Genomic DNA, 21,705 nt, shown 5'->3' with positions numbered 1-21,705 from the left:
GCGCCTGATGCGACGAGGCGCGAATGCGGCGCGTACTCTCGATACGGCGAGGCGGTCCGGCGAATGTCCTGAACGCTTCATGCGGTGCGCCTCGAATTCGGGGTGATGGAATCGCCCGATTCTAGCAGCGCCGCTTGCCCCGCCTTGCGTGGCCATGACGGAGCGCAAACGCAACGCCCACGCAAAAGCGGGCGCCGAAGCACCCGTGTGGCCAGACCGCGCGAGGCCTGTTATGCGTGCGCGCGATCCGGCGCTTCAGCGACGGCTTCGCGGCGGCCCGCAATCATCGGATAGACGAGGCCGGCGATCGCCGCACCGATGATCGGCGCGACCCAGAACAGCCAGAGTTGCGAGATCGCCTCGCCACCCACGAAGAGCGCCGGGCCGGTCGAGCGCGCCGGGTTCACGGACGTATTGGTGACCGGGATCGAGATCAGGTGGATGAGCGTGAGGCACAGGCCGATGGCGATCGGCGCGAAGCCTGCGGGCGCGCGCTTGTCGGTCGAGCCGAGGATTACGAACAGGAAAAACGCCGTCATCACGACTTCGCAGACGAACGCCGCGACCAGCGTGTAGTGGCCCGGCGAATGATCGCCGTAGCCGTTGGTGGCGAAGCCGCTCGCGACGAGATCGAAACCCGGCTTGCCGGTGGCGATGCATGCGAGCGCGGCCGCGCCGAGCGTGGCGCCGATCACCTGCGCTACCACGTACGGCACGAGATCGCGTGCCGGAAAGCGGCCGGCGACCATGAGCCCGACGCTCACCGCGGGATTCAGATGGCAGCCCGAAATATGGCCGATGGCGAAGGCCATGGTGAGCACCGTCAGGCCGAACGCGAGCGCGACGCCCACGAAGCCGATGCCGAGCCCCTGCACCGGGCCGTCGAAATGAGCGGCAAGCACGGCGCTGCCGCAGCCGCCGAGCACGAGCCAGAAGGTGCCGAAGAACTCGGCAAGAAGTCGTTTGGATAAGTGCATTTCGCGATGCCTCGAAAAGGTCTTTGACGGGCGCCGAATAAAAAATGACGGCACCAGGAGAGGCCCGATTCTAGGGATTCGTGAAAAGCGCGGGTGTCAACGATTGTCAATTCCGAAGTAATTGCTCTTATTATTGCGGTAGATGCCTATCGAATGCCGCTTCCAGAGGGCAATCGTTAAATGCCACAATATCCCGATAAAACAGTATTAGCATCGATTGCTAATTCTGTTATTTGCGTCTAATCTCGTTTCGAGTCAGCTAGATTGACAATGAAGGGGAGAGACAAATGTCACAATATTCAGAACTCAAGGCGCAGATCGCCAAACTCCAGGCGCAGGCCGAAGATGCACGGCGCACCGAAATCGCGGACGTCATCGCAATGATCCGCGAGAAAATTGTCGAGTATGGTCTGTCTGCCCAGGACCTTGGCTTTGCGGCAGCGGCAAGGCGCGGACGCCCGCCCAAGAAGGCTCCGCTGCCCCCGCGCTATCAGGATCCCAAGACCGGCGCAACCTGGAGCGGGCGCGGAAAGCCGCCCAAATGGATCGCGGGCAAGAATCGCGAACGTTATTTGATCGCCTGACTGGACGTCATGCAAATGTCAGCTTGAGCAATGCCGCACGGCTACGCGTGCCACAAGAGACTGGCCACGCGCATTTGCGTATCCAGATAAAAAGAGCCGCATGTAACATGCGGCTCTTTTTTAGCGGCCAATAGTCGTGCTATTGCATTGTACGCAAACGATTCGCGCAGCCTTTTTTTGACTTTTTATCTTAATGTAAGGCGCTTGGCACATTCATCCTGCGGCTGCAACACGGCGAAGCACCGGGCGACGCGTGGCTTCGATCAGCGCCGAATAGCTTTCGACATAATTACTGGCCATGGTGTGCGAGGTGAAGCGCTGCTCGAACTGTGCGCGAATGGCTTCGCGTGAAAGAGAATCAATATTCTGCAGCGCCCCCACGGCGCCCTGCACGTCTTCGCAGATAAAGCCGGTCACACCAGGATCGATCACTTCGGGCACAGAGCCGCGGTTGAACGCAACCACGGGCGTGCCGCATGCCATCGCCTCGATCATCACGAGGCCGAACGGCTCGGACCAGTCGATCGGGAACAGCAGTGCCTTCGCGCCGGAGAGGAACTCGGGTTTCTGCGCTTCGTTGATTTCGCCCACGAACTCCACGTGTGCCTGCGACAGCAACGGCTCGATCTCGGTCTTGAAGTAGTCCTGGTCGACTTTGTCCACCTTCGCGGCGATCTTCAGCGGCAGGCCCGAGAGCGCGGCGATCCTGATCGCGGTGTCCACGCGCTTTTCCGGGCAGATGCGGCCGAGGAATGCGAGGTACTCGGGCGTGCGGCTCGTTTGCGGCGTGAGCAGATTCTTCGGCAGGCCGTGATAGATCGTGTTCAGCCAGTTGGCCTGGGAGAGCGGCTGGCGCTGCGAATCCGAAATCGAAATGACAGGCGCCTCGGAGAACGAGTCGAACACCGGCTGCAGTTCGGGCAGGTCGAGACGGCCATGCAGTGTCGTCACGAACGGCGTATCGAGCGTCGAGAACAGCGGGAACGGCAGATAGTCGAGGTGAAAGTGCAGCACGTCGAACTCGTGCGCCATGCGGCGCACGCGCTCGAGCAGGACGATGTGCGGGGCGAGCGCGTCGCGGATCGTCGGGTCCAGACGCAGCGCGCGCGGCCATGCCGCTTCGAGTTTTGCCGTGGTGACCGAATCGCCGCTGGCGAACAGCGTCACGTCATGGCCGAGGTCGACCAGCGCTTCGGTCAGATAGGACACGACGCGCTCGGTGCCGCCATAAAGCTTGGGCGGAACGGCTTCGTAAAGTGGCGCGATTTGTGCGATTCGCATTGGCTAGATCTCCTTGGCAAATGCCGCGTGACGTGCGACTGACAGGGCAAGGTGCGCGGTCAGGCGTTTCGGTGTCGGGTTATCCCTGAGGTCGATTATGGACATTCGAATCGGCAATACGAGTTGTTTTGCAATCACTTAATGTTGTTACAGCGGGAAACACCGCCTGTAAGCACCCATTGCAAAGCGTGACGCGCGAGAGCGCGGCATGCCGCAATTCGCGTGCCTGGCCGATCAATGTGGTCAGACCCCGCAAGGAGATTTATTACGCATCGGTGAAAAGGCTTTTATAATCGATAGAAGTTTGGCGAAAATATCTGAAAAGCATCATTCGAATCGCCTTCCGGCTTGTCCCCTTTTCCTTTGTCAGAAAAATTCCTACATAAAAAGGAAAGTTTTTCTCGCATCGCGTCGCGGCATTCGTCCGATTTCCATTTGTCAGCACCCTCGCCACAATGCGTGGACGACCACTCAACGGGCCGTTCGGCTTGTCGTGCGCCTGATGCCGAACGAGCAAACGTTTCCGTTACAGGCCTGACCAGCCGCTACGTTTCGAATTCGGGGGATTCCATGAGCGCGACGACGCCAAGCGACATGCTCAGCGAGATCAATGAAGTGAATCTGTCGTACCTGTTGCTCGCGCAACGGCTGCTGGGCGAGGACCGGGCCGCGGGCATGTTTCGCATGGGCATTTCGGAGCCGCTGGCCGACGTGCTGACCCGGCTCACGGCTGCGCAGACCGTGCGGCTCGCCGCCTCCAGCCAGCTCCTGTGCCGTTTCCGCTTCGACGAGCACGTCATCCTGAGCGCACTGGCCGAAAAGGGCAAAGCCGCGCAGATCCATTCGGCCATGCTCATGGCCGCTCAAAGCGCCGATCAGGCCGACTGAACCGGCGGCTCGCGCCCTTCCGGCTGTGCCGTTGCGCGCGGCATTCCAAACCGACCCTCAAACTCCGGCCTTCAAATCCGACCTTCAAACGTTTGCACGCGCGGAAAACGCGCGTCTGCCCGTTCTCAAAGTTTTTCGCGCCGGTGCCGTAAACCCAATCAAGGGCGCGGGCCGATGGCGGTTCGCGGCGCAATTTTCCAGTGAGGACCCGGCAGTGCTGATTATCGTGGGAACACTCGTGACGATCGTCTGCGTCTTCGGCGGCTACGCGCTGGAGGGCGGTCATCTGGCGGCGCTCATGCAGCCGATGGAGCTGTTGATGATTGGCGGCGCGGGTATCGGCGCGTTCATCCTTGGCAACGGCATGAAGACGATCAAGGCGACGCTGCGCGTCCTGCCTACGCTCTTCAAAGGCGCCAAGTACAACAAGGATGTGTACATGGAGCTGCTCGCGCTGCTCTACGTCCTGCTCGCGAAGGCGCGCAAGGAGGGCACGCTCACGCTCGAAGCCGATATCGACGATCCGCAGAAAAGCCCGATCTTCACGCAGTACCCGAAGATCCTGGCCGACCATCACATCGTCGAATTTCTCACCGACTACCTGCGGCTCATGGTCGGCGGCAACATGAATGCGTTCGAAATCGAAAGCCTCATGGACGAGGAGATCGAGACGCATCACGCCGAGGGCGAAGGGCCCGCGCACGCGCTCTCGAAGGTGGGCGACGCGATGCCGGCGTTCGGCATCGTCGCGGCGGTGATGGGCGTGGTGCACACCATGGCTTCCGCCGACAAGCCGCCTGCGGTGCTCGGCGAAATGATCGCCCAGGCGCTGGTGGGCACCTTCCTCGGCATTCTGCTTTCGTATGGCCTCATCGGCCCGCTCGCGAGCCTCGCCGAGCAGCGCGTGGCCGAGTCCACCAAGATGTTCCAGTGCATCAAGGTCACGATCCTCGCGAGCCTGAACGGCTACGCGCCGGCGATTGCCGTCGAGTTCGGCCGCAAGGTGCTGTACTCGACCGAGCGTCCGTCGTTCACGGAGCTCGAAGAGCACGTGCGCCGCGTGAAGGCGAAATAAATTCGACATGCGAATTGAAACGAGGGCGGCGGCAATCATGAAGCAACAGGTTCAGGCGATGAAGACGGGAGGCGGCCGATGAGCGCCAACAAGGATCGCGCCATCGTGGTGAAGCGCGTCGCGCCGAAAAAGGGCGGCCATCACGGCGGCGCATGGAAGCTCGCCTATGCGGACTTCATGACCGCGATGATGGCGTTCTTCCTGCTGATGTGGCTGCTTTCGTCGGCCTCGACGGTGCAGTTGCGCGGCATTGCCGACTACTTCAATCAGCCGCTCAAGGTCACCCTGTGGGGCGGCGATCGCAGCGCCGAGGATTCGAGCATCGTGAAGGGCGGCGGGCGCGATATCTCCTCGCAGGAGCAGGGCGTCACGCGCCGCAGCGATGGCGTCAGGGCGCACGCGGACCGCGCCGTCGCGCACGCCGACGACCAGGCGCAGAACAAGCTGCAAGGCTCGCTCGAGCGCCAGGAGCAGGTGCGCCTGCACGACCTGCAAGTCAAGCTGATGGCCGCCATCGAAGCGAACCCGGTGTTGCGCCAGTTCCGGCAGCAGATCCGCATCGACTCCACGCTGCAGGGCCTGCGCATCGAGATCGTCGATTCGCAGAAGCGGCCGATGTTCGCGACCGCGCACGATGTGGTCGAGCCGTATATGCGCGACATCCTGCAGGCGATCGGCAAGACGCTGAACGACGTGCCCAACCGCATCGTCGTGCAGGGCCACACCGACGCCGTGCCCTATGCGGGCGGCGAGCGCGGCTACAGCAACTGGGAGCTTTCGGCGGACCGCGCGAACGCGTCGCGCCGCGAGCTGATCGCGGGCGGCATGGACGAGTCGAAGGTGCTGCGCGTGCTGGGCCTCGCTTCCACGCAGAACCTGAACAAGGCCGATCCGCTCGATCCGGAGAACCGCCGCATCAGCATCATCGTGCTCAACCGGAAGTCGGAAGACGCGCTGACGCGCGACGACACCACGACCACCACGCTTTCCGACGACGCAGCGGGCTCGGGCAAGACGCTGTTGCCCGGACTCGTGCCGGGTTCGGGCGGCGCGGCGAATATGCCGGCCGCGCGGGTGCCGGCGCAGACGCCATTGCCCGGCACCGCGCCGGCCGGCGTGAAGCTCGCGCCGGTGACGCAGGCCGTGGCGCCGCCGTCGCCGGCCGAAGCACGGGAATAACGGCGGGGAATAACGAACGGCGCCAGCGCATGAGCAGCGCAGTGACCAGCAAAGCAGCGCGCGAACGAGGAAGGGATGATCAGAAATATTCTGGCAATCGACGATTCGGCGTCCATGCGGGAGATCCTGTGTGCGGCGTTCGGCTCGGCAGGTTACGAGGTGACGGTGGCCAACGACGGCGAAGACGGGCTCGAGCACGCGCTCGCGCAGCGTTTCGATCTGGTGCTCACCGATCTGTACATGCCGCGCATGGGCGGGCTCGACCTGATCAAGCGGCTGCGCGCGAACCCGTCGTATCAAGAAACGCCAATCCTGGTGCTGACCACGGAGTCGGACGAAGGCTTCAAGGCGGCGGTGCGCGACGCGGGCGCGACGGGCTGGATCGAAAAGCCGGTGGACCCCGAGCTGCTCGTCGACCTGGCGAGCGCGCTCGGCGAAGTTGACCAATGAGTGGACCAATGAGTGGACCAACGAGCGGGCCAATGAGCAACCCCATGAGCGGATACATGAAGTACGCACGCCAGCGCCACGCTCCGGCCACACACATCGCGGTGAAAGAGCAATGACTCTCGACATCACACAGTTCTATCAAACGTTCTTCGACGAGGCGGACGAGCTGCTCGCGCAGATGGAGCAGCTTCTCCTGAACCTGAACGTCGGCCAGCCCGATCCCGAGGATCTCGCGGCGATCTTTCGCGCGGCGCACTCGATCAAGGGCGGCGCGGCGACGTTCGGCTTCACGGCGCTCACCGAGACGACCCACATTCTGGAGTCGCTGCTCGATCGCGCGCGCAACCGCGAACTCGTGCTGCGCAAGGACATGATCGACACGTTCCTCGAAACGAAGGACGTGCTCTCCGATCAGCTCGCGGCCTACCGCGCGAGCACCGAGCCCGATGCGTCGGCGGCTGCTGCCGTGCGCGCGAAGCTCAAGCAGTTGTATGCGGAAAGCCGTGGCCTGGCCGCGCCGGCTGCTGCTGCGGCTGTGCCTGCGCCGGCTGCCGCGGTTGCTTCGGCCGCGCCCGCGGCCGCCGGCGATTCCGAAGAGGATCTCGACGCCGCGTTCGAAGCGAACCTGCCCGCGGCGATGGGCGGCGCGCCCGAGCATGTCGTGGATGAAGCGATAGCCGCCGCGCCGGCGGGAGCCGATGGTCCGCACCTGCGCATCACGCTGCGCCGCGTGGACGCGAAGGACCAGGCGCTGCTCGCCGAAGAGCTCGGCAATCTGGGCCGGATTCTCGGCCAGGTGAAGACCGGCGACGACCTCACGCTGTGGCTCGAAACCGATGTGCCCGCCGACGACATCGTCGCCGTGTGCTGCTTCGTGATCGACGAAAGCCAGATCGTGATCGGGCGCGGCACGCCCGTGGCCGCGCCCGCCGTGCAGACGAGCGCGGTTGCCGCGCCCGCGGCGGTGCTCGAGCCAGAGCCGCAAGCGACGGCGGCACCGGCGCCGCTGCAAGTGCAAGCCGAAGCGCACGCGCCCGCTGCAGCAACGCCGGCTGCGGCTCCTGCCGCGTCTGCTGCAGCCGCCGCACCTGCCGACAACGACCGCAAGCCGCGCGCGGCAGCCGCCGCATCGGCGGTATCGACCGAGGGCAGCTCGATTCGCGTAGGCGTGGAGAAGGTCGATCAGCTCATCAATCTGGTGGGCGAGCTCGTCATCACCCAGGCGATGCTCGCGGAAACCACCAGCAGCTTCGACCCGGCGCTGCACGACCGCCTCTTCAACGGCATGGCGCAACTCGAGCGCAATGCGCGCGACTTGCAGGAAGCGGTGATGTCGATCCGCATGATGCCGATGGACTACGTGTTCAGCCGCTTCCCGCGTCTCGTGCGCGACCTCGCCGCGAAGCTCGGCAAGCAAGTGGAGCTGGTCACGTTCGGCCAGGCGACCGAGCTCGACAAGAGCCTCATCGAACGCATCATCGACCCGCTCACGCACCTCGTGCGCAACTCGCTCGACCACGGCATCGAAACCGTGGAGGCGCGCCGCGCCGCGGGCAAGGACGGCACCGGCCAGCTCGTGCTCTCCGCCGCGCATCACGGCGGCAACATCGTGATCGAGGTGAGCGACGACGGCGCGGGCCTGCGCCGCGACAAGATTCTCGCGAAGGCGATCAAGCAGGGCATGCAGGTGAGCGAAACGATGACCGACGAAGAGGTCTGGAATCTCATCTTCATGCCGGGCTTCTCGACCGCCGACCAGGTCACGGACGTGTCGGGCCGCGGGGTGGGCATGGACGTGGTGAAGCGCAACATCCAGTCGATGGGCGGCCACGTGGAGATCACCTCGCACGCTGGCAAGGGCACCACGACGCGCATCGTGCTGCCGCTCACGCTGGCGATTCTCGACGGCATGTCGGTGAAGGTCGGCAGCGAGATCTTCATTTTGCCGCTGAACTTCGTGATGGAGTCGCTGCAGCCGCGCCACGAGGATATCTACACCGTCACCAACGGCGACCGCGTGGTGCGCGTGCGCGGCGAATATCTGCCGCTCGTGGCGCTGCACGACGTGTTCAACGTGGAAGGCGCGCGCACGGATCCCACCCAGGGCATCGTCACCATCATGGAGACCGAGGGCCGGCGCTTCGCGATGCTCATCGACGAGCTGGTGGGCCAGCAGCAGGTCGTGGTCAAAAACCTCGAAACGAACTATCGCAAGGTGCATGGCATCTCGGCGGCGACCATCCTCGGCGACGGCAGCGTCGCGCTGATCGTCGACGTGGCCGCGCTCAACCGCGAAACGCGTGCTTCGCACGGCGTGAGCGTGGGCGCGCATGCGGCCGCGAATGTGGCCAGAAATACGGCTAGAAATGCAGGGGCGTTTGCTGAATTCGCCTAAACGCACCGCAGTCCGGATCAACCAATCATTTCCCAACCGTTCAGGGGCTAACGTGGCAGAAGTCCAATCCATCCATGGCAGCGGCGCAGCAGGCGCCGCAGCCGGTGCGCACCGCCGCGACGCGCAGCAAGCCGATGCAGGCGGCCAGGAATTCCTCGTCTTCACGCTGGGCGCGGAAGAGTACGGCATCGACATTCTCAAGGTGCAGGAGATTCGCGGCTACGAGAGCGTGACGCGCATCGCGAACGCGCCCGAGTTCATCAAGGGCGTGATCAATCTGCGCGGCATCATCGTGCCGATCGTGGACATGCGCATCAAGTTTCATCTGGGCCGCGTCGAGTACGACCATCAGACCGTCGTGATCATCCTGAACGTCGCGCATCGCGTGGTGGGCATGGTGGTGGACGGCGTGTCCGACGTGCTCACGCTGCAAACGGACCAGATCATGCCCGCGCCCGAATTCGGCGCGACGCTCACGACCGAGTACCTCACGGGACTCGGCACCGTGGAAGGCCGCATGCTGATCCTGATGGACATCGAAAAGCTCATGACGAGCCGCGAGATGGCGCTGATCGAAACGCTCGGCGCTTAAAGGCGACCACGCGGCACCCACAACCGCAGCCCGCAAACGCCACACAGGACAGGAGCACACGAGATGTTGCACAGGTGGTCGATTCGCACGACGCTCACGGGCGTTGCGTTCATTTTGTTGGCACTGACGGGCCTCGTCGGCGCGCTCGGGCTGTACGCGCTCGGCAACGCGAGCGAGTCGCTCGCCACGATCGCGCGCGGCGACCTCGTCGCGATGCATGCGCTCAGCGATTCGTCGTCGTATCTGCTGCGCGCGCGCGTCTCGTTCGACCGCGCCAACTCGCTCAACGAAGCAGGTCAGGGCGACGAGGCGAAAAAGGTCGTCGAGCGCGCCGAATATCTGCTCGGCAAGTCCAACGAAGCGTGGAAGGCCTTCGAGGCCGCGTCCAAGCACGGCATCGAAGCAGCGGCGCTCGACACGCTCAACGCAAAGCACGCGACCTTGCTGCAAGAAGGCGTGCAGCCCGAACTCGCGGCGCTGCGCGCAAACGATATCGCCGCGTATCAGGCCATCGCCCGCACGAAGATCAGCCCGATGTTCGTCGACTACGACAACTCGGCCGCGCCGATCGCGCAGCAGTTGCAGGACGGCGCCCAGGCGCGCGAGCAAAACGCGCGCGCGCAAATCTCGCTCATGCGCACGCTGATCGCGGTGGCGATCGCAGTGGCGCTCGTGCTCGTGGTGGCGATCCGCTTCGCGCTGCGCGGCCTCATCGTGCAGCCGCTCGAAGATGCGGTGCAGGCGTTCGAGCGCATCGCGCACGGCGACCTCACCGAGCGCATCGACGTGTACAGCAAGAACGAGATCGGGCGTCTCTTCGCGGGCATCAAGCGCATGCAGGAAAGCCTCGTCACGCTGGTGTCCGCCGTGCACACGGGCGCGGGCTCCATCGACGTGGGCGCGCGCGAGATCGCCATGGGCAACACCGACCTCTCGCAGCGCACCGAGCAGCAGGCCGCCTCGCTGCAAGAGACGGCGTCGAGCATGGAGCAGCTCACCGGCACCGTGCGCCAGAACGCCGAGAACGCGCGCCAGGCGAGCCAGCTCGCCGTCAACGCGTCGGACATCGCCACGCGCGGCGGCGTGGTGGTGGGCGAAGTCGTCGACACGATGCAGGACATCGCCGCGAGCTCGGCGAAGATCGTGGACATCATCAGCGTGATCGAGGGCATTGCGTTCCAGACCAACATTCTCGCGCTCAATGCGGCCGTGGAAGCGGCGCGCGCGGGCGAGCAGGGGCGCGGCTTCGCGGTAGTCGCGGGCGAAGTGCGCAGCCTCGCGCAGCGCAGCGCGAGTGCGGCGAAGGAAATCAAGGAACTCATCAACGACTCGGCGCAGAAGGTGCAGAGCGGCTCGGACCTGGTGGGCCGCGCAGGCACGACGATGGAGGAAATCCTTCAGGCCGTGCGCCGCGTGACCGACATCATGGGAGAGATCAGCGCGGCTTCGGAGGAGCAGTCGGGCGGCATCGAGCAGGTGAATCGCGCCGTCACGCAGATGGACACTGTCACGCAGCAGAACGCGGCGCTGGTGGAAGAGGCGGCGGCTGCGGCGGCATCGCTCGAAGAGCAGACGCGCAATTTGCAGGCCGTGCTGGGGACGTGGCGCACGAATGGGAGCGCTCATGCGGGCGGTCACGATGTGCAGGGGCGCGCAGCGGGCGCGCACGCCGTGAAGGCCGAGCCCAAAACGGCGCCGATGGCTGCTGCGGCGGTGAAGCACACGCCGCCGATGGCTGGCGGCACGGCGCGAGCGAGTTCCGGCGCGAAGCCGGCCAGCGCAGCGAAGCCGCAGTCCAAGCCGGCCGGCGCCGCGCGCGTCGAGCCGCAAGCGGCAGTCGCCACGGCGTCCGTGCAGGACGATGCCGACTGGGAAACGTTCTGAGCAACTCGTCCCGGCACGACTACGTGGAAATACGTTGAAACGAACAAGGCAATGCACATGAGCGCACAAGGACGGCAAGATTCGCACCGCGGGCCGGCCTGTGTGGCCCGCGCGGCAGCGCGGGCGCTGCACGCCGCGCGCGCGCCGGGCGCATTGCAGGCGGGCGTGGCCGCAGGAGCCGCAGCATGAAGGCGCGGCGTTTTTCCGGCGCCGCGCGCACGGACCGGGCCGAGCGCGTCGAGCGTGGCGATGCCGCGCGCGCGCCAGGCATGCCGGGCATCTCGGGAGAAGGCGGCTCACGCGATTTCGATTTCACCCCGGCGGACTTCGAGCGCATTCGCGCGCTGATCCACCGCCGCGCGGGCATTTCGCTTTCGGACCACAAGCGCGACATGGCATACAGCCGTCTCGCGCGGCGCTTGCGCGCGCTCGGGCACGAGAGCTTTCGCGCGTATCTCGACGACCTCGAGCAGCGCAACGACGCTAGCGAGTGGGAAGCGTTCACCAACGCGCTCACCACCAATCTCACGGCGTTCTTTCGCGAGGCGCATCACTTTCCGATCCTCGCCGATTTCGTTCAGCGCCGCTCGCAGGTTTCGGTGTGGTGCTCGGCGGCCTCGACGGGCGAGGAGCCGTACTCGATTGCGATGACGCTGGTCGAAGCGCTCGGCGAGCGCGCTGCACGCGAGGCGCGCGTGCTCGCCACCGATCTCGACACCCAGGTGCTCGCGAAGGCGCAAGCGGGCGTGTACGCATTCGATCAGGTGAAGCATCTCTCGCAGGAACGCCTGAAACGCTTCTTCCTCAAGGGCACGGGCGGGCATGCGGGGCTCGTGAAAGTGCGCCCGGAATTGCGGCAGATGATCCGCTTCGAGCAACTGAATCTCACCGATGCGGACTACGGCTTGCGCACGGCGTTCGACGCCATCTTCTGCCGCAATGTGATGATCTACTTCGACAAGCCGACCCAGGCCCAGGTGCTCGCGCGCTTCGAGCCGCTGATAAAGCCGGACGGCCTGCTGTTCGCGGGTCATTCGGAAAACTTCACGTACGTGACGCAGGCGTTCCGCCTGCGCGGTCAGACCGTGTACGAGCGCGCCGCGAGTGCAGGTGCGGCGGCGAGTTCGCGTCACGGCGCGAAGGCCGAACCGGTCGGAGCCATCGCATGAGCGCGCGCCTGCCGATCGCGGCCAACCGCTATTTCGACTCGCACTTCCAGCGTCCTGGCGTGAAGCTGCTGCCCAACGAATTTTTCACCACCGGCGAAGACATGGTGCTCGTCACCGTGCTCGGTTCGTGCGTGGCCGCCTGCATTCAGGACCGCACGGCGGGCATCGGCGGCATGAATCACTTCATGCTGCCCGACGACGGCGCCGATGCGGGGAATGGCGCCGGCGCGCTGCCGGCCGCTTCCGATGCGATGCGCTACGGCGCCTATGCGATGGAAGTGCTCATCAACGAGCTGATCAAGGCGGGCGGACGGCGCGAGCGCTTCGAAGCCAAGGTGTTTGGCGGCGCAGCCGTGCTCGCGGGCATGACGACCATGAATATCGGCGACCGCAACTCCGCGTTCGTGCGCCGCTATCTGGCCACCGAGAGCATCCGCATCGTCGCCGAGGACTTGCAGGGCTCGCACCCGCGCAAGGTCGCGTTCCTGCCGCGCACGGGCCAGGTCATGGTCAAGAAGCTGCGCCTCTCGCAGGAGTCGAGCGTGGCCGAGCGCGAGCAGCTACTCGCGCAGCAAACACCGGAAGCTCGGGCCGAACGGCTCGCGCGGGCCCGCGCGCGCGTGGAGCTGTTCGGCCTGCGCAGCGGCGGCGCGGCGAGTGCGGGCACTGCGCCGGGCACGGCTGCCGCGTTTTCATCATCGCCGCCGCCGGCGCGCGCGCGTATCGAGCTGTTCGGTGCAAGCGCGCCGGCGGTGCGGCCATCCGCTCAAGACAACGCCAGGACAGTGGAGGAGGCGTGAACACTGTGCAGAAAATCAAGGTTCTATGCGTCGACGACTCGGCGCTGATCCGCAGCCTGATGACGGAGATCATCAACGGCCAGCCGGACATGACCGTCGTCGCCACCGCGCCCGATCCACTCGTGGCGCGCGAGCTCATCAAGCAGCACAACCCCGACGTGCTCACGCTCGACGTCGAGATGCCGCGCATGGACGGGCTCGACTTCCTCGAGAAGCTCATGCGCCTGCGGCCGATGCCGGTCGTGATGGTGTCCTCGCTCACCGAGCGCGGCAACGAAATCACGCTGCGCGCGCTGGAGCTGGGTGCGGTCGACTTCGTGACCAAGCCGAAGGTGGGCATTCGCGACGGCATGCTCGACTACGCCGAAAAGCTCGCCGACAAGATCCGCGCCGCTTCGCGCGCGCGCGTGCGTCCGGCGGCGCGCGCGCCGGCTGCCGGAACTGCCGCGGCGACGGCGGCTTCGGGCGCCGCTGGGCCGGGCGCCGCCGCGCAGGCGGCCCATGCCGCCGGCGCTCATGGTGCTCACCCGCACGCGCCGCTTCACGCCGCGCCGATGCTCAACAATCCGCTCGTCTCCACCGAGAAGCTGGTGATCGTCGGGGCGTCGACGGGCGGCACCGAAGCCATCCGCGAAGTGCTCCAGCCGCTGCCGCCCGACGCGCCGGCCGTGCTCATCGCGCAGCACATGCCGCCGGGCTTCACGAAGTCGTTCGCGCAGCGCCTGAACGGCCTGTGCCGCATCACCGTGAAGGAAGCGGAGCACGGCGAGCGCGTGCTGCCCGGCCACGCCTACATCGCGCCGGGCCACGCGCATTTGCTGCTCGCGAGAAGCGGCGCGAACTACATCGCCCATCTGTCCGACGCGCCGCCGGTGAACCGGCATCGGCCGTCGGTGGACGTGCTGTTCCGCTCGGCGGCGCTGCACGCGGGCAAGAACGCGATCGGCGTGATTCTCACGGGCATGGGCCGTGACGGCGCGGCGGGCCTGCTGGAAATGCGCCAGGCGGGCGCGTTCACGCTGGCGCAGGACGAGGCGAGCTGCATCGTGTTCGGCATGCCGCGCGAGGCGATTGCGATGGGCGCCGCCGACGAGATCGCGCCGCTCGCCGAAATGAGCCGCCGCGTGATGCTGCGCCTCGCCAGCATGGGCGAGCGGGTGCAGCGCGTGTAGTACCTGCAGGGCATGCCGGGCGCGGGCTCGTGCATGTAGAGAAATTTTGGTTTAGAGGAAGGAAACGCGATGGATAAGGGAATGAAGATTCTGGTGGTGGACGACTTTCCGACGATGCGCCGGATCGTCCGCAACCTGCTCAAGGAGCTGGGCTATTCGAACGTCGATGAAGCCGAGGACGGCGCAGCGGGTCTCACGCGCCTGCGCAGCGGCGGCTACGATTTCGTGATTTCCGACTGGAACATGCCGAACCTGGACGGCCTCGCGATGCTCAAGGCGATCCGCGCCGACGCGGCGCTTTCGCACTTGCCGGTGCTGATGGTGACGGCGGAATCGAAGAAGGAAAACATCATCGCTGCGGCGCAGGCGGGCGCGAGCGGTTACGTGGTGAAGCCGTTCACGGCGGCGACACTCGATGAGAAGCTCAACAAGATTCTCGAAAAGATGGCGAAGGCCGGGAGCTGACGTGAACGAGTTCACCGACGTGCAGCCCGCCGTGCCGCCCGAAGGGCAACCCGAAGTGCCGTCCGCCGTGCCGCAGAGCGACGCCGAGACCGGCGAGCTCGCTTCGGACCGCATCCTCGCGCGCATCGGCCAGCTCACGCGCACGCTGCGCGACTCCATGCGCGAGCTCGGCCTCGACAAGCACGTGGAGCGCGCGGCCGAAGCCGTGCCCGACGCGCGCGACCGGCTGCGCTACGTCGCGAACATGACGGAGCAGGCCGCCGAGCGCGTGCTGTCTGCGATCGAGGTGGCCAAGCCGATGCAGGTGCAGCTCGAAAGCGATGCCAAAGAACTCTCGGCGCGCTGGGCCACGTGGTACGACGCGCCGATCGGCCGCGAGGAAGTGCGCGCGCTGATGGACGACACGCGCCAGTTTCTGGAAGGCGTGCCGCAGTCCACGTCGGCGACCAGCCAGCAGCTGCTCGAAATCATGCTCGCGCAGGACTTCCAGGACCTGACCGGTCAGGTGATCAAGAAGATCATGGACGTGGTCTATCTGATCGAGCAGCAACTGCTGACGGTGCTGGTCGAGAACATCGCGCCGGAGCGGCGCGAGCAGTTCGCGGCGAATGCCGCGCTGCTCGCGGAGACGGCCAGCGGCACGGGCAGCCCCGAGGCCCTCCTGAACGGCCCGCAGATCGATCCCGAGGGCAAGGCCGACGTGATGCAGGATCAGGCCCAGGTGGACGACCTGCTCGCGAGCCTCGGGTTCTAGCGGGAGGCGGCGGCCTCCTGCATCGCCTTTCAGGCTGCTTGCCGCTTGCATGGCCTCCCCCGGCCTGCACGACGGCGCGCCAGCCTGGTCGGACGGCTAGCTCCCGAATGTCATTTCGCGCAGGCATACTAGGGCCTGCTAACTCATTGCCGCCACGGCGCGCCGAGAAATGCGCGACCGGGAGAGGGAGGACCACCTTGTATCCGCACGCATCCACCGTTGCAACTGTGGCGCCGGCTACGCCGGGCGCGTCCAGTGCGCCTTCGACATCGCGTCTTGCCGTGGCGCTCGTGTGCGCAATCGGCATGTGGGGAATCGCGCAGCCGGCCAGCGCCGCGCTGGGCGGCGCGCCCATGAGCACGCCGCAGGGCGCGAGCGTCACGGTTCCGGATACCGCCACCAGCCCGGCTGGACAGGGGGCTGCATCCGCGGTCGTGCGCCAGGCGGCGCCGGCCAGCGCGGCATCCCCGGCTTCCGCTGCCGGCAGCACGGCCGCGTCGTACACCGTGAAGCAGACCACGCTCGCGAACGGCATCGTCGTGCGCGAGTACGTCTCGCAGGCAGGCATGGTGTTCGGCGTGGCGTGGAACGGGCCGCAGCCGCCCGACCTCGCGACGCTGCTCGGCAACTATTTCCCGCAATACGTTTCCGGCGTGCAAGCCAATCGCGCGAGAGGCGTGCGTGGCCCCGGCGCGGTCGAGAGCAGCGGCCTCGTCGTGCACTCGGGCGGCCACATGGGCGCCTTCTCCGGCGAGGCGTGGCTGCCGCAGGCGCTGCCGGCCGGTGTCAGCACGTCCGACATCCAATAACGAACGGGAGGCCAAACGTGTCCATCCACGGAATCCCCGGCGCCTTCGTTCGCGCCCTGCGCGAGCCGCGTGCTTTTCTTTTTGCCGTGCTGTTCGCGCTGACAGCGGGCCTCGCCGCGTGCGGCGGCGGTGGTGGCGGCTCTGGCGGCTCCGGCGCAGGCTCCAGCGCCGGGGGCAGCGGCGACACCTCGTCGTTGCCCGCGGGTCCGCAGCAGCAGCCCATCGCCGCCACCGCCTCGAATACTGTGGCCGTGACCGTGAACCGGGGCATCACCGGCAATGTGCCCAATATCCCCACGGTGAGCGTGAAGATCTGCGTGCCGAACACCGGCACTTGCCAGATCGTCGACAATATTCAGGTAGACACGGCCTCGTTCGGACTGCGCGTGGTCAGCTCGGCGCTCGACAGCCTCAATAGCACGTTGCCGCTGACCACCAGCAACGGCGCGACGCTCGCCGAGTGCACGGGGTTCGCCGACGGCTACACCTGGGGCACGGTGCGAAGCGCCGACGTACAGATCGGCAGCGAGACGGCCGGCAACATTCCGATTCAGGTGATCGGCGATCTCGCCACGTCCACGGTCCCAACGAACTGTTCGAGCATCGGCCCGTCGCAGAACTCGGTGCAGGCGCTCGGCGCGAACGGCATTCTCGGCATCGGCGTCGCGCCGTGGGACTGCGGCTCGGGCTGCGCGAATTCCGTGCAGAACGGCTTCTATTACGCATGTCCCAACGGCACCACCAGCAACAACTGCGCGAACACGGCCGTCGCGCTGAACAACCAGGTGGCCAATCCCGTCGCGCACTTTCCCGTCGACAAAAACGGCGTGATCCTGCAGATGCCGCCCATCTCCAACAACGGCCAGGCCTCCGCCACGGGCACGCTGGTGTTCGGCATCGGCACGCAGTCGAACAACGCAATACCCACCTCGGTGCAGCGTTTCGCTACCGACGGGTCGGGCAACATGACCGGCACGTATAACGGCCACGCGGTGCGGTACGCGTTCCTCGACTCGGGCTCGAACGGCCTGTTCTTCGCCGATAGCGGCATTGCGCAGTGCGGCGGCAATCTCGGCACGTTCTACTGCCCGGCCAAGCCGCTCACGCTCAGCGCGACGCTCACCGACAAGAACAACGTGTCGAGCAACGTGAGCTTCAACGTGGTGAGCGCAGCGGCGCTGCTCAATAGCGGCTCCAATTTCGCGCTCAACGATCTCGCCGGCGCGTTCGGGTCGAACGCGAACCTCGACCTCGGCTTGCCGTTCTTCTACGGACGTTACGTGTATTACGGTTATGGCCAGGCGCCCTACGTCGCGTTCTGACGTGTTCTGACGCGCATTTGCCGCGCGTCCGCCGCTGCTGCGGCGGGCGCGCATGCCTGCCTCGCCCTGGCCCTCGTGCCGCCTTCGTACTGACCCTCGTGCCGCCCCCCGGCCACCCCATCTCCCGAACTACCCCGGTTTCCCCGTCCTGATCCGCCAATCGCCGCTTGCGCCCCGAGGCAATAATCGCTCTCACTGAAAAAGGGCGTGCGCCGTCACCGCAGGGGTGGCGGGTGTGCGTGCGCCGCGACCGGAGCATCCGTGGCAGAGGACAGCGACCTCGAAAAAACCGAATCAGCCACTCCCAAGCGCCTCGAAAAGGCGCGTGAGGAGGGGCAGGTCGCGCGTTCGCGGGAGCTTTCCACGTTCGCGCTGCTCTCGGCGGGGTGTTTCGGCGCGTGGATGCTGTCGGGCACCATCGGCGAGCATTTGCAGACGATGCTGCGCGGCGCGCTCACCTTCAACCACGCGGGCGCGTTCGAGACGAAGCGCATGCTCACGGGCGCCGGCGTGGCCGCGCGCGAAGGTCTCGTCGCGCTCTTGCCCGTGCTCCTGTTGACCGGCGCCGCCGCGCTGCTCGCGCCCATGGCGCTGGGCGGCTGGCTGTTCTCGACCAAATCCCTGGAGATGAAGTTCAGTCGCCTCAATCCGGTGTCGGGGCTTGGACGCATCTTCTCGGTGAACGGGCCGATCCAGCTTGGCATGTCGATCGCGAAGACGCTCGTGGTGGGCGGCATCGGCGGATCGGCGCTGTGGATGCGGCGCGACGAAATTCTCGGTCTCGCCATGCAGCCGCCGCCGCGCGCGTTCGCCGACGCCCTTCATCTGATTGCCGTGTGCTGCGGCACGACCGTCGCCGGCATGTTCGTGGTGGCCGCCATCGACGTGCCGTATCAGCTCTGGTCGTATCACCGCAAGCTGCGCATGACCAAGGAAGAAGTGAAGCGCGAGCACCGCGAGAATGAAGGCGACCCGCACGTGAAGGGCCGCATTCGCCAGCAGCAGCGCGCCATGGCGCGCCGCCGCATGATGGCGCAGGTGCCCAAGGCCGACGTGGTGGTGACCAATCCGACGCACTTCGCCGTCGCGCTCCAGTACGCCGACGGCGAAATGCGCGCGCCCAGGGTGGTCGCCAAGGGCGTGAACCTCGTGGCCGCGCGCATCCGCGAGCTCGCCGCCGAGCACAACGTGCCGCTGCTCGAAGCGCCGCCGCTGGCGCGCGCGCTCTATTACAACGTCGACATCAATCGCGAGATTCCCGGCCCGCTGTATGGCGCGGTCGCGCAGGTGCTCGCGTGGGTCTATCAGCTCAAGCGCTTTCGCGAGCACGGCGGCGATGTGCCGATGGCGCCCACCGACCTCGACGTGCCGCCGGAACTGGACAAGGGCGCGGTGAGCGACGAAGACGCCGCCGAGGAAGCGGACGAAGCGCTCTCGCCCGAGGAGCGCGCGGCCAGCGGCAGCGCACAAAACACCGCATCAAGCACAGCATCGAACCCCGCCCGCGGCGCGAATCGCGATGACACGCGCAACGACGCCCGCAACGGCAACGAAGGAGCCACAGAATGAACGCCCGCACCGGTTTCCTCGCGCGGCGCCCGGACGTGCTGCAAGGCACGAATCTGCGCGCGCTCGCCGGACCGATCCTGATCTGCATGATCCTCGGCATGATGATCCTGCCGCTGCCGCCGTTCCTGCTGGATCTGCTGTTCACCTTCAACATCGCGCTATCGGTGATGGTGCTGCTCGTCAGCATGTACACCATGAAGCCGCTCGACTTCGCGGCGTTCCCGAGCGTGCTGCTGTTCTCCACGCTGTTGCGCCTCTCGCTGAACGTGGCCTCCACGCGCGTCGTGCTGCTCGAAGGCCACACCGGCCCCGACGCGGCCGGCAAAGTGATCGAATCGTTCGGCCACTTCCTCGTGGGCGGCAATTTCGCCGTGGGTATCGTGGTGTTCGTGATCCTCATGGTGATCAACTTCATGGTGATCACGAAGGGCGCGGGGCGGATCGCCGAAGTGTCGGCGCGCTTCACGCTCGACGCCATGCCCGGCAAGCAGATGGCGATCGACGCCGACTTGAACGCGGGCCTCATCAACGAGGAAGCCGCGCGCAAGCGCCGCACCGAGATCGCCCAGGAAGCCGAGTTCTACGGCTCGATGGACGGCGCGAGCAAGTTCGTGCGCGGCGACGCCATCGCGGGCCTCCTGATCATGGCGATCAACATCATCGGCGGGCTGATCGTGGGCGTGGTGCAGCACGGCATGTCGTTCGCCTCGGCGGGCGAGACCTATACGCTGCTGACGATCGGCGATGGTCTCGTCGCCCAGATTCCGTCGCTCGTGATCTCGACGGCCGCGGGCGTGATCGTCTCGCGCGTGGCGACCAATGAGGACATCGGCACGCAACTCACCGGCCAGCTGTTCACGAACCCGCGCGTGCTGATGATCACCGGCGCGATCATCCTCATGATGGGCATGATTCCGGGCATGCCGCACTTCGCGTTCTTGCTGCTGGGCGGGGGCGCGATCCAGCTTGGCCGCGTGATGAAAAAGAGCGCCGAGGCGAAAAAGGCCAGCGCCGTGCTCGCGGACGTGCTGCCGGCTGCCGCCGCGCCCGTCGAGAACGCCGAGGCGAGCTGGGACGACGTGGCGCTCATCGACACGCTCGGGCTCGAAGTGGGCTACCGCATCATTCCGCTCGTCGACAAGAACACCGACGGCGAGCTGCTCAAGCGCATCAAGAGCATCCGCAAGAAGTTCGCGCAGGAAATCGGCTTCCTGCCGCCGGTCATTCACATCCGCGACAACCTGGAGTTGCGCCCGAACGCTTACCGCATCGCGCTAAAGGGCGTGGAAGTGGGCTCGGGCGAGGCGTTCCCGGGCCAGTGGCTCGCGATCAATCCGGGGCAGGTGAGCGCGGTGGTGCCCGGCACGCCGACCACCGACCCGGCGTTCGGGCTGCCCGCGATCTGGATCGATTCGAACATGCGCGAGCAGGCCCAGGTGTTCGGCTACACGGTGGTCGATTCGAGCACCGTGGTGGCGACGCACCTCAATCACCTCGTGGTGACGCACGCGGCCGAATTGCTGGGCCGCCGCGAAGTGCAGGCGCTGATCGAGCGCGTGCAGAAGGACACGCCCTCGCTCGTGGACGACCTCGTGCCAAAGGTGCTGGCGCTCACGACCTTGCAGAAGGTGCTGCAAAACCTGCTGGAAGAGGGCGTGCCGATCCGCGACATGCGCACGATCATGGAGTCGCTCGCGGAGCATGCGCCGCGCATGCCCGACGCACACGACCTCACGGCGGCGGTGCGCATCTCGCTGGGCCGCGCGATCACGCAGCAGTGGTTCCCCGGCAATGCGGACATGCAGGTGATGGGGCTCGACGCCAATCTCGAACGCGTGCTTTCGCAGACGCTGACCTCGGGACCGAACCCCGGGCTGGAGCCGGGTCTCGCGCATACGCTGCTCACGCAGACCGAAATGGCGATGGGACGTCAGCAGGCGTTGGGACTTGCGCCCGTGCTGCTCGTGCAGCATGCGCTGCGGCCGATGCTCTCGCGCTTTTTGCGCCGCAGTCTGCCGCAGTTGAAGGTGCTTTCGTATGCCGAGGTGCCGGATACGCGCAATGTGCGGGTGGTGAATGTGGTGGGGGCGGGGTGATGAGCTGAGGGGGCGAGGCGTCAAAACGCTTCGAGAAGATCCAGAGTCGATGTAACGCCGATTGGCGCCGGCGCTTCCAGCATTACCTTGTGCAGCGTGAATTTGCGTTCGCGCTCGCTCGCGAGGTCGTCGAATCCCTGCTTGAGGGCATCAAAACCATAGGTCTTCAGGCTTGACGCTGACGACTTCTTCGCCAGCGCGGGATTTCACGATTTCAGCCAACTCGATATCTTCGAGCCGGTCG

Annotated in this window: 19 protein-coding genes; 17 read left to right on the top strand and 2 right to left on the bottom strand. The window is 65.9% G+C overall.

Annotated elements, in window-relative coordinates; all coding sequences use genetic code 11:
- Positions 1-230: 230 nt before the first annotated feature.
- Positions 231-977, bottom strand: a complete 747-nt coding sequence (gene aqpZ, locus P5W98_RS14210; RefSeq protein ID WP_421025043.1) for an aquaporin Z — start codon at positions 975-977, stop codon at positions 231-233.
- Between the two features lie 287 nt (positions 978-1,264).
- Between aqpZ and P5W98_RS14205 the strand changes: the two genes are divergently transcribed.
- Entirely contained in the window at positions 1,265-1,561 is a 297-nt protein-coding gene (locus tag P5W98_RS14205; RefSeq protein ID WP_421025042.1) for an H-NS histone family protein, read from the top strand.
- Between the two features lie 213 nt (positions 1,562-1,774).
- Here P5W98_RS14205 and P5W98_RS14200 read toward each other — a convergent pair whose 3' ends face one another.
- Positions 1,775-2,842 carry a glycosyltransferase family 4 protein gene (locus P5W98_RS14200; RefSeq protein WP_434718070.1) on the bottom strand — a complete coding sequence of 356 codons (1,068 nt, stop codon included), beginning with the start codon at positions 2,840-2,842 and terminating at the stop codon, positions 1,775-1,777.
- A 570-nt stretch (positions 2,843-3,412) separates the two neighbouring features.
- Between P5W98_RS14200 and flhD the strand changes: the two genes are divergently transcribed.
- The 16 genes from flhD to flhA all read left to right on the top strand — a co-directional run bounded on the left by flhD (position 3,413) and on the right by flhA (position 21,461).
- On the top strand, positions 3,413-3,730 hold the full coding sequence (gene flhD, locus P5W98_RS14195) for a flagellar transcriptional regulator FlhD (protein WP_421025040.1): 318 nt from the start codon (positions 3,413-3,415) through the stop codon (positions 3,728-3,730).
- 214 nt (positions 3,731-3,944) lie between these two features.
- Complete coding sequence (gene motA / locus P5W98_RS14190) at positions 3,945-4,805, top strand: flagellar motor stator protein MotA (protein ID WP_421025039.1); 861 nt, start codon at positions 3,945-3,947, stop codon at positions 4,803-4,805.
- 78 nt (positions 4,806-4,883) lie between these two features.
- A complete protein-coding gene (motB, locus tag P5W98_RS14185; RefSeq protein ID WP_434718069.1) occupies positions 4,884-5,984 on the top strand; it encodes a flagellar motor protein MotB in 1,101 nt (366 codons plus the stop codon).
- 75 nt (positions 5,985-6,059) lie between these two features.
- The gene (locus tag P5W98_RS14180) at positions 6,060-6,434 is read left to right on the top strand and encodes a response regulator (protein WP_421025037.1); all 375 of its coding nucleotides are present in this window, start codon (positions 6,060-6,062) and stop codon (positions 6,432-6,434) included.
- Between the two features lie 112 nt (positions 6,435-6,546).
- Positions 6,547-8,829 carry a chemotaxis protein CheA gene (gene cheA / locus P5W98_RS14175; protein WP_434718068.1) on the top strand — a complete coding sequence of 761 codons (2,283 nt, stop codon included), beginning with the start codon at positions 6,547-6,549 and terminating at the stop codon, positions 8,827-8,829.
- A gap of 52 nt (positions 8,830-8,881) precedes the next feature.
- Positions 8,882-9,421 carry a chemotaxis protein CheW gene (locus tag P5W98_RS14170; protein ID WP_421025035.1) on the top strand — a complete coding sequence of 180 codons (540 nt, stop codon included), beginning with the start codon at positions 8,882-8,884 and terminating at the stop codon, positions 9,419-9,421.
- A 63-nt stretch (positions 9,422-9,484) separates the two neighbouring features.
- A complete protein-coding gene (locus P5W98_RS14165; RefSeq protein WP_434718067.1) occupies positions 9,485-11,305 on the top strand; it encodes a methyl-accepting chemotaxis protein in 1,821 nt (606 codons plus the stop codon).
- Between the two features lie 269 nt (positions 11,306-11,574).
- Entirely contained in the window at positions 11,575-12,474 is a 900-nt protein-coding gene (locus P5W98_RS14160; protein WP_421025293.1) for a CheR family methyltransferase, read from the top strand.
- Positions 12,471-13,274, top strand: coding sequence for a chemoreceptor glutamine deamidase CheD (gene cheD, locus P5W98_RS14155; protein ID WP_421025033.1), 804 nt, complete (start codon positions 12,471-12,473; stop codon positions 13,272-13,274). Before P5W98_RS14160 ends, cheD begins: the two co-directional genes overlap by 4 nt.
- A gap of 5 nt (positions 13,275-13,279) precedes the next feature.
- The gene (locus P5W98_RS14150) at positions 13,280-14,446 is read left to right on the top strand and encodes a protein-glutamate methylesterase/protein-glutamine glutaminase (RefSeq protein WP_421025292.1); all 1,167 of its coding nucleotides are present in this window, start codon (positions 13,280-13,282) and stop codon (positions 14,444-14,446) included.
- A 69-nt stretch (positions 14,447-14,515) separates the two neighbouring features.
- Entirely contained in the window at positions 14,516-14,911 is a 396-nt protein-coding gene (cheY, locus tag P5W98_RS14145; protein ID WP_421025032.1) for a chemotaxis response regulator CheY, read from the top strand.
- Between the two features lie 55 nt (positions 14,912-14,966).
- On the top strand, positions 14,967-15,665 hold the full coding sequence (cheZ, locus tag P5W98_RS14140) for a protein phosphatase CheZ (protein ID WP_421025291.1): 699 nt from the start codon (positions 14,967-14,969) through the stop codon (positions 15,663-15,665).
- Between the two features lie 305 nt (positions 15,666-15,970).
- Entirely contained in the window at positions 15,971-16,474 is a 504-nt protein-coding gene (locus P5W98_RS14135; RefSeq protein WP_434718518.1) for a DUF2844 domain-containing protein, read from the top strand.
- A gap of 23 nt (positions 16,475-16,497) precedes the next feature.
- Positions 16,498-17,796 (top strand): DUF3443 domain-containing protein, encoded by a 1,299-nt coding sequence (locus P5W98_RS14130; RefSeq protein WP_421073911.1) that lies wholly within the window; start codon positions 16,498-16,500, stop codon positions 17,794-17,796.
- 261 nt (positions 17,797-18,057) lie between these two features.
- Positions 18,058-19,365, top strand: coding sequence for a flagellar biosynthesis protein FlhB (flhB, locus tag P5W98_RS14125; RefSeq protein ID WP_421025031.1), 1,308 nt, complete (start codon positions 18,058-18,060; stop codon positions 19,363-19,365).
- A complete protein-coding gene (gene flhA / locus P5W98_RS14120) occupies positions 19,362-21,461 on the top strand; it encodes a flagellar biosynthesis protein FlhA (RefSeq protein ID WP_434718066.1) in 2,100 nt (699 codons plus the stop codon). The genes flhB and flhA overlap by 4 nt, the downstream gene beginning before the upstream one ends.
- The last annotated feature ends 244 nt before the right edge of the window (positions 21,462-21,705 follow it).

Source organism: Paraburkholderia sp. A1BS-2L (assembly GCF_051125205.1).
In the GTDB taxonomy this organism is placed as follows: Bacteria; Pseudomonadota; Gammaproteobacteria; order Burkholderiales; family Burkholderiaceae; genus Paraburkholderia.
The sequence above is the reverse complement of the archived record's forward strand: the minus strand, read 5'-3'. Positions and strand labels throughout refer to the sequence as shown.

What these genes read in the sequence shown, in the direction of transcription:
- flhA (WP_434718066.1), top strand. Translation starts at nt 19,362, where the DNA reads ATGAACGCCCGCACCGGTTTCCTCGCGCGGCGCCCGGACGTGCTGCAA.
- P5W98_RS14160 (WP_421025293.1), top strand. Translation starts at nt 11,575, where the DNA reads ATGCCGGGCATCTCGGGAGAAGGCGGCTCACGCGATTTCGATTTCACC.
- P5W98_RS14205 (WP_421025042.1), top strand. Translation starts at nt 1,265, where the DNA reads ATGTCACAATATTCAGAACTCAAGGCGCAGATCGCCAAACTCCAGGCG.
- P5W98_RS14200 (WP_434718070.1), bottom strand. Translation starts at nt 2,842, where the DNA reads ATGCGAATCGCACAAATCGCGCCACTTTACGAAGCCGTTCCGCCCAAG.
- aqpZ (WP_421025043.1), bottom strand. Translation starts at nt 977, where the DNA reads ATGCACTTATCCAAACGACTTCTTGCCGAGTTCTTCGGCACCTTCTGG.
- P5W98_RS14135 (WP_434718518.1), top strand. Translation starts at nt 15,971, where the DNA reads ATGTGGGGAATCGCGCAGCCGGCCAGCGCCGCGCTGGGCGGCGCGCCC.
- cheD (WP_421025033.1), top strand. Translation starts at nt 12,471, where the DNA reads ATGAGCGCGCGCCTGCCGATCGCGGCCAACCGCTATTTCGACTCGCAC.
- P5W98_RS14180 (WP_421025037.1), top strand. Translation starts at nt 6,060, where the DNA reads ATGATCAGAAATATTCTGGCAATCGACGATTCGGCGTCCATGCGGGAG.
- cheY (WP_421025032.1), top strand. Translation starts at nt 14,516, where the DNA reads ATGGATAAGGGAATGAAGATTCTGGTGGTGGACGACTTTCCGACGATG.
- cheA (WP_434718068.1), top strand. Translation starts at nt 6,547, where the DNA reads ATGACTCTCGACATCACACAGTTCTATCAAACGTTCTTCGACGAGGCG.
- motB (WP_434718069.1), top strand. Translation starts at nt 4,884, where the DNA reads ATGAGCGCCAACAAGGATCGCGCCATCGTGGTGAAGCGCGTCGCGCCG.
- flhD (WP_421025040.1), top strand. Translation starts at nt 3,413, where the DNA reads ATGAGCGCGACGACGCCAAGCGACATGCTCAGCGAGATCAATGAAGTG.
- P5W98_RS14165 (WP_434718067.1), top strand. Translation starts at nt 9,485, where the DNA reads ATGTTGCACAGGTGGTCGATTCGCACGACGCTCACGGGCGTTGCGTTC.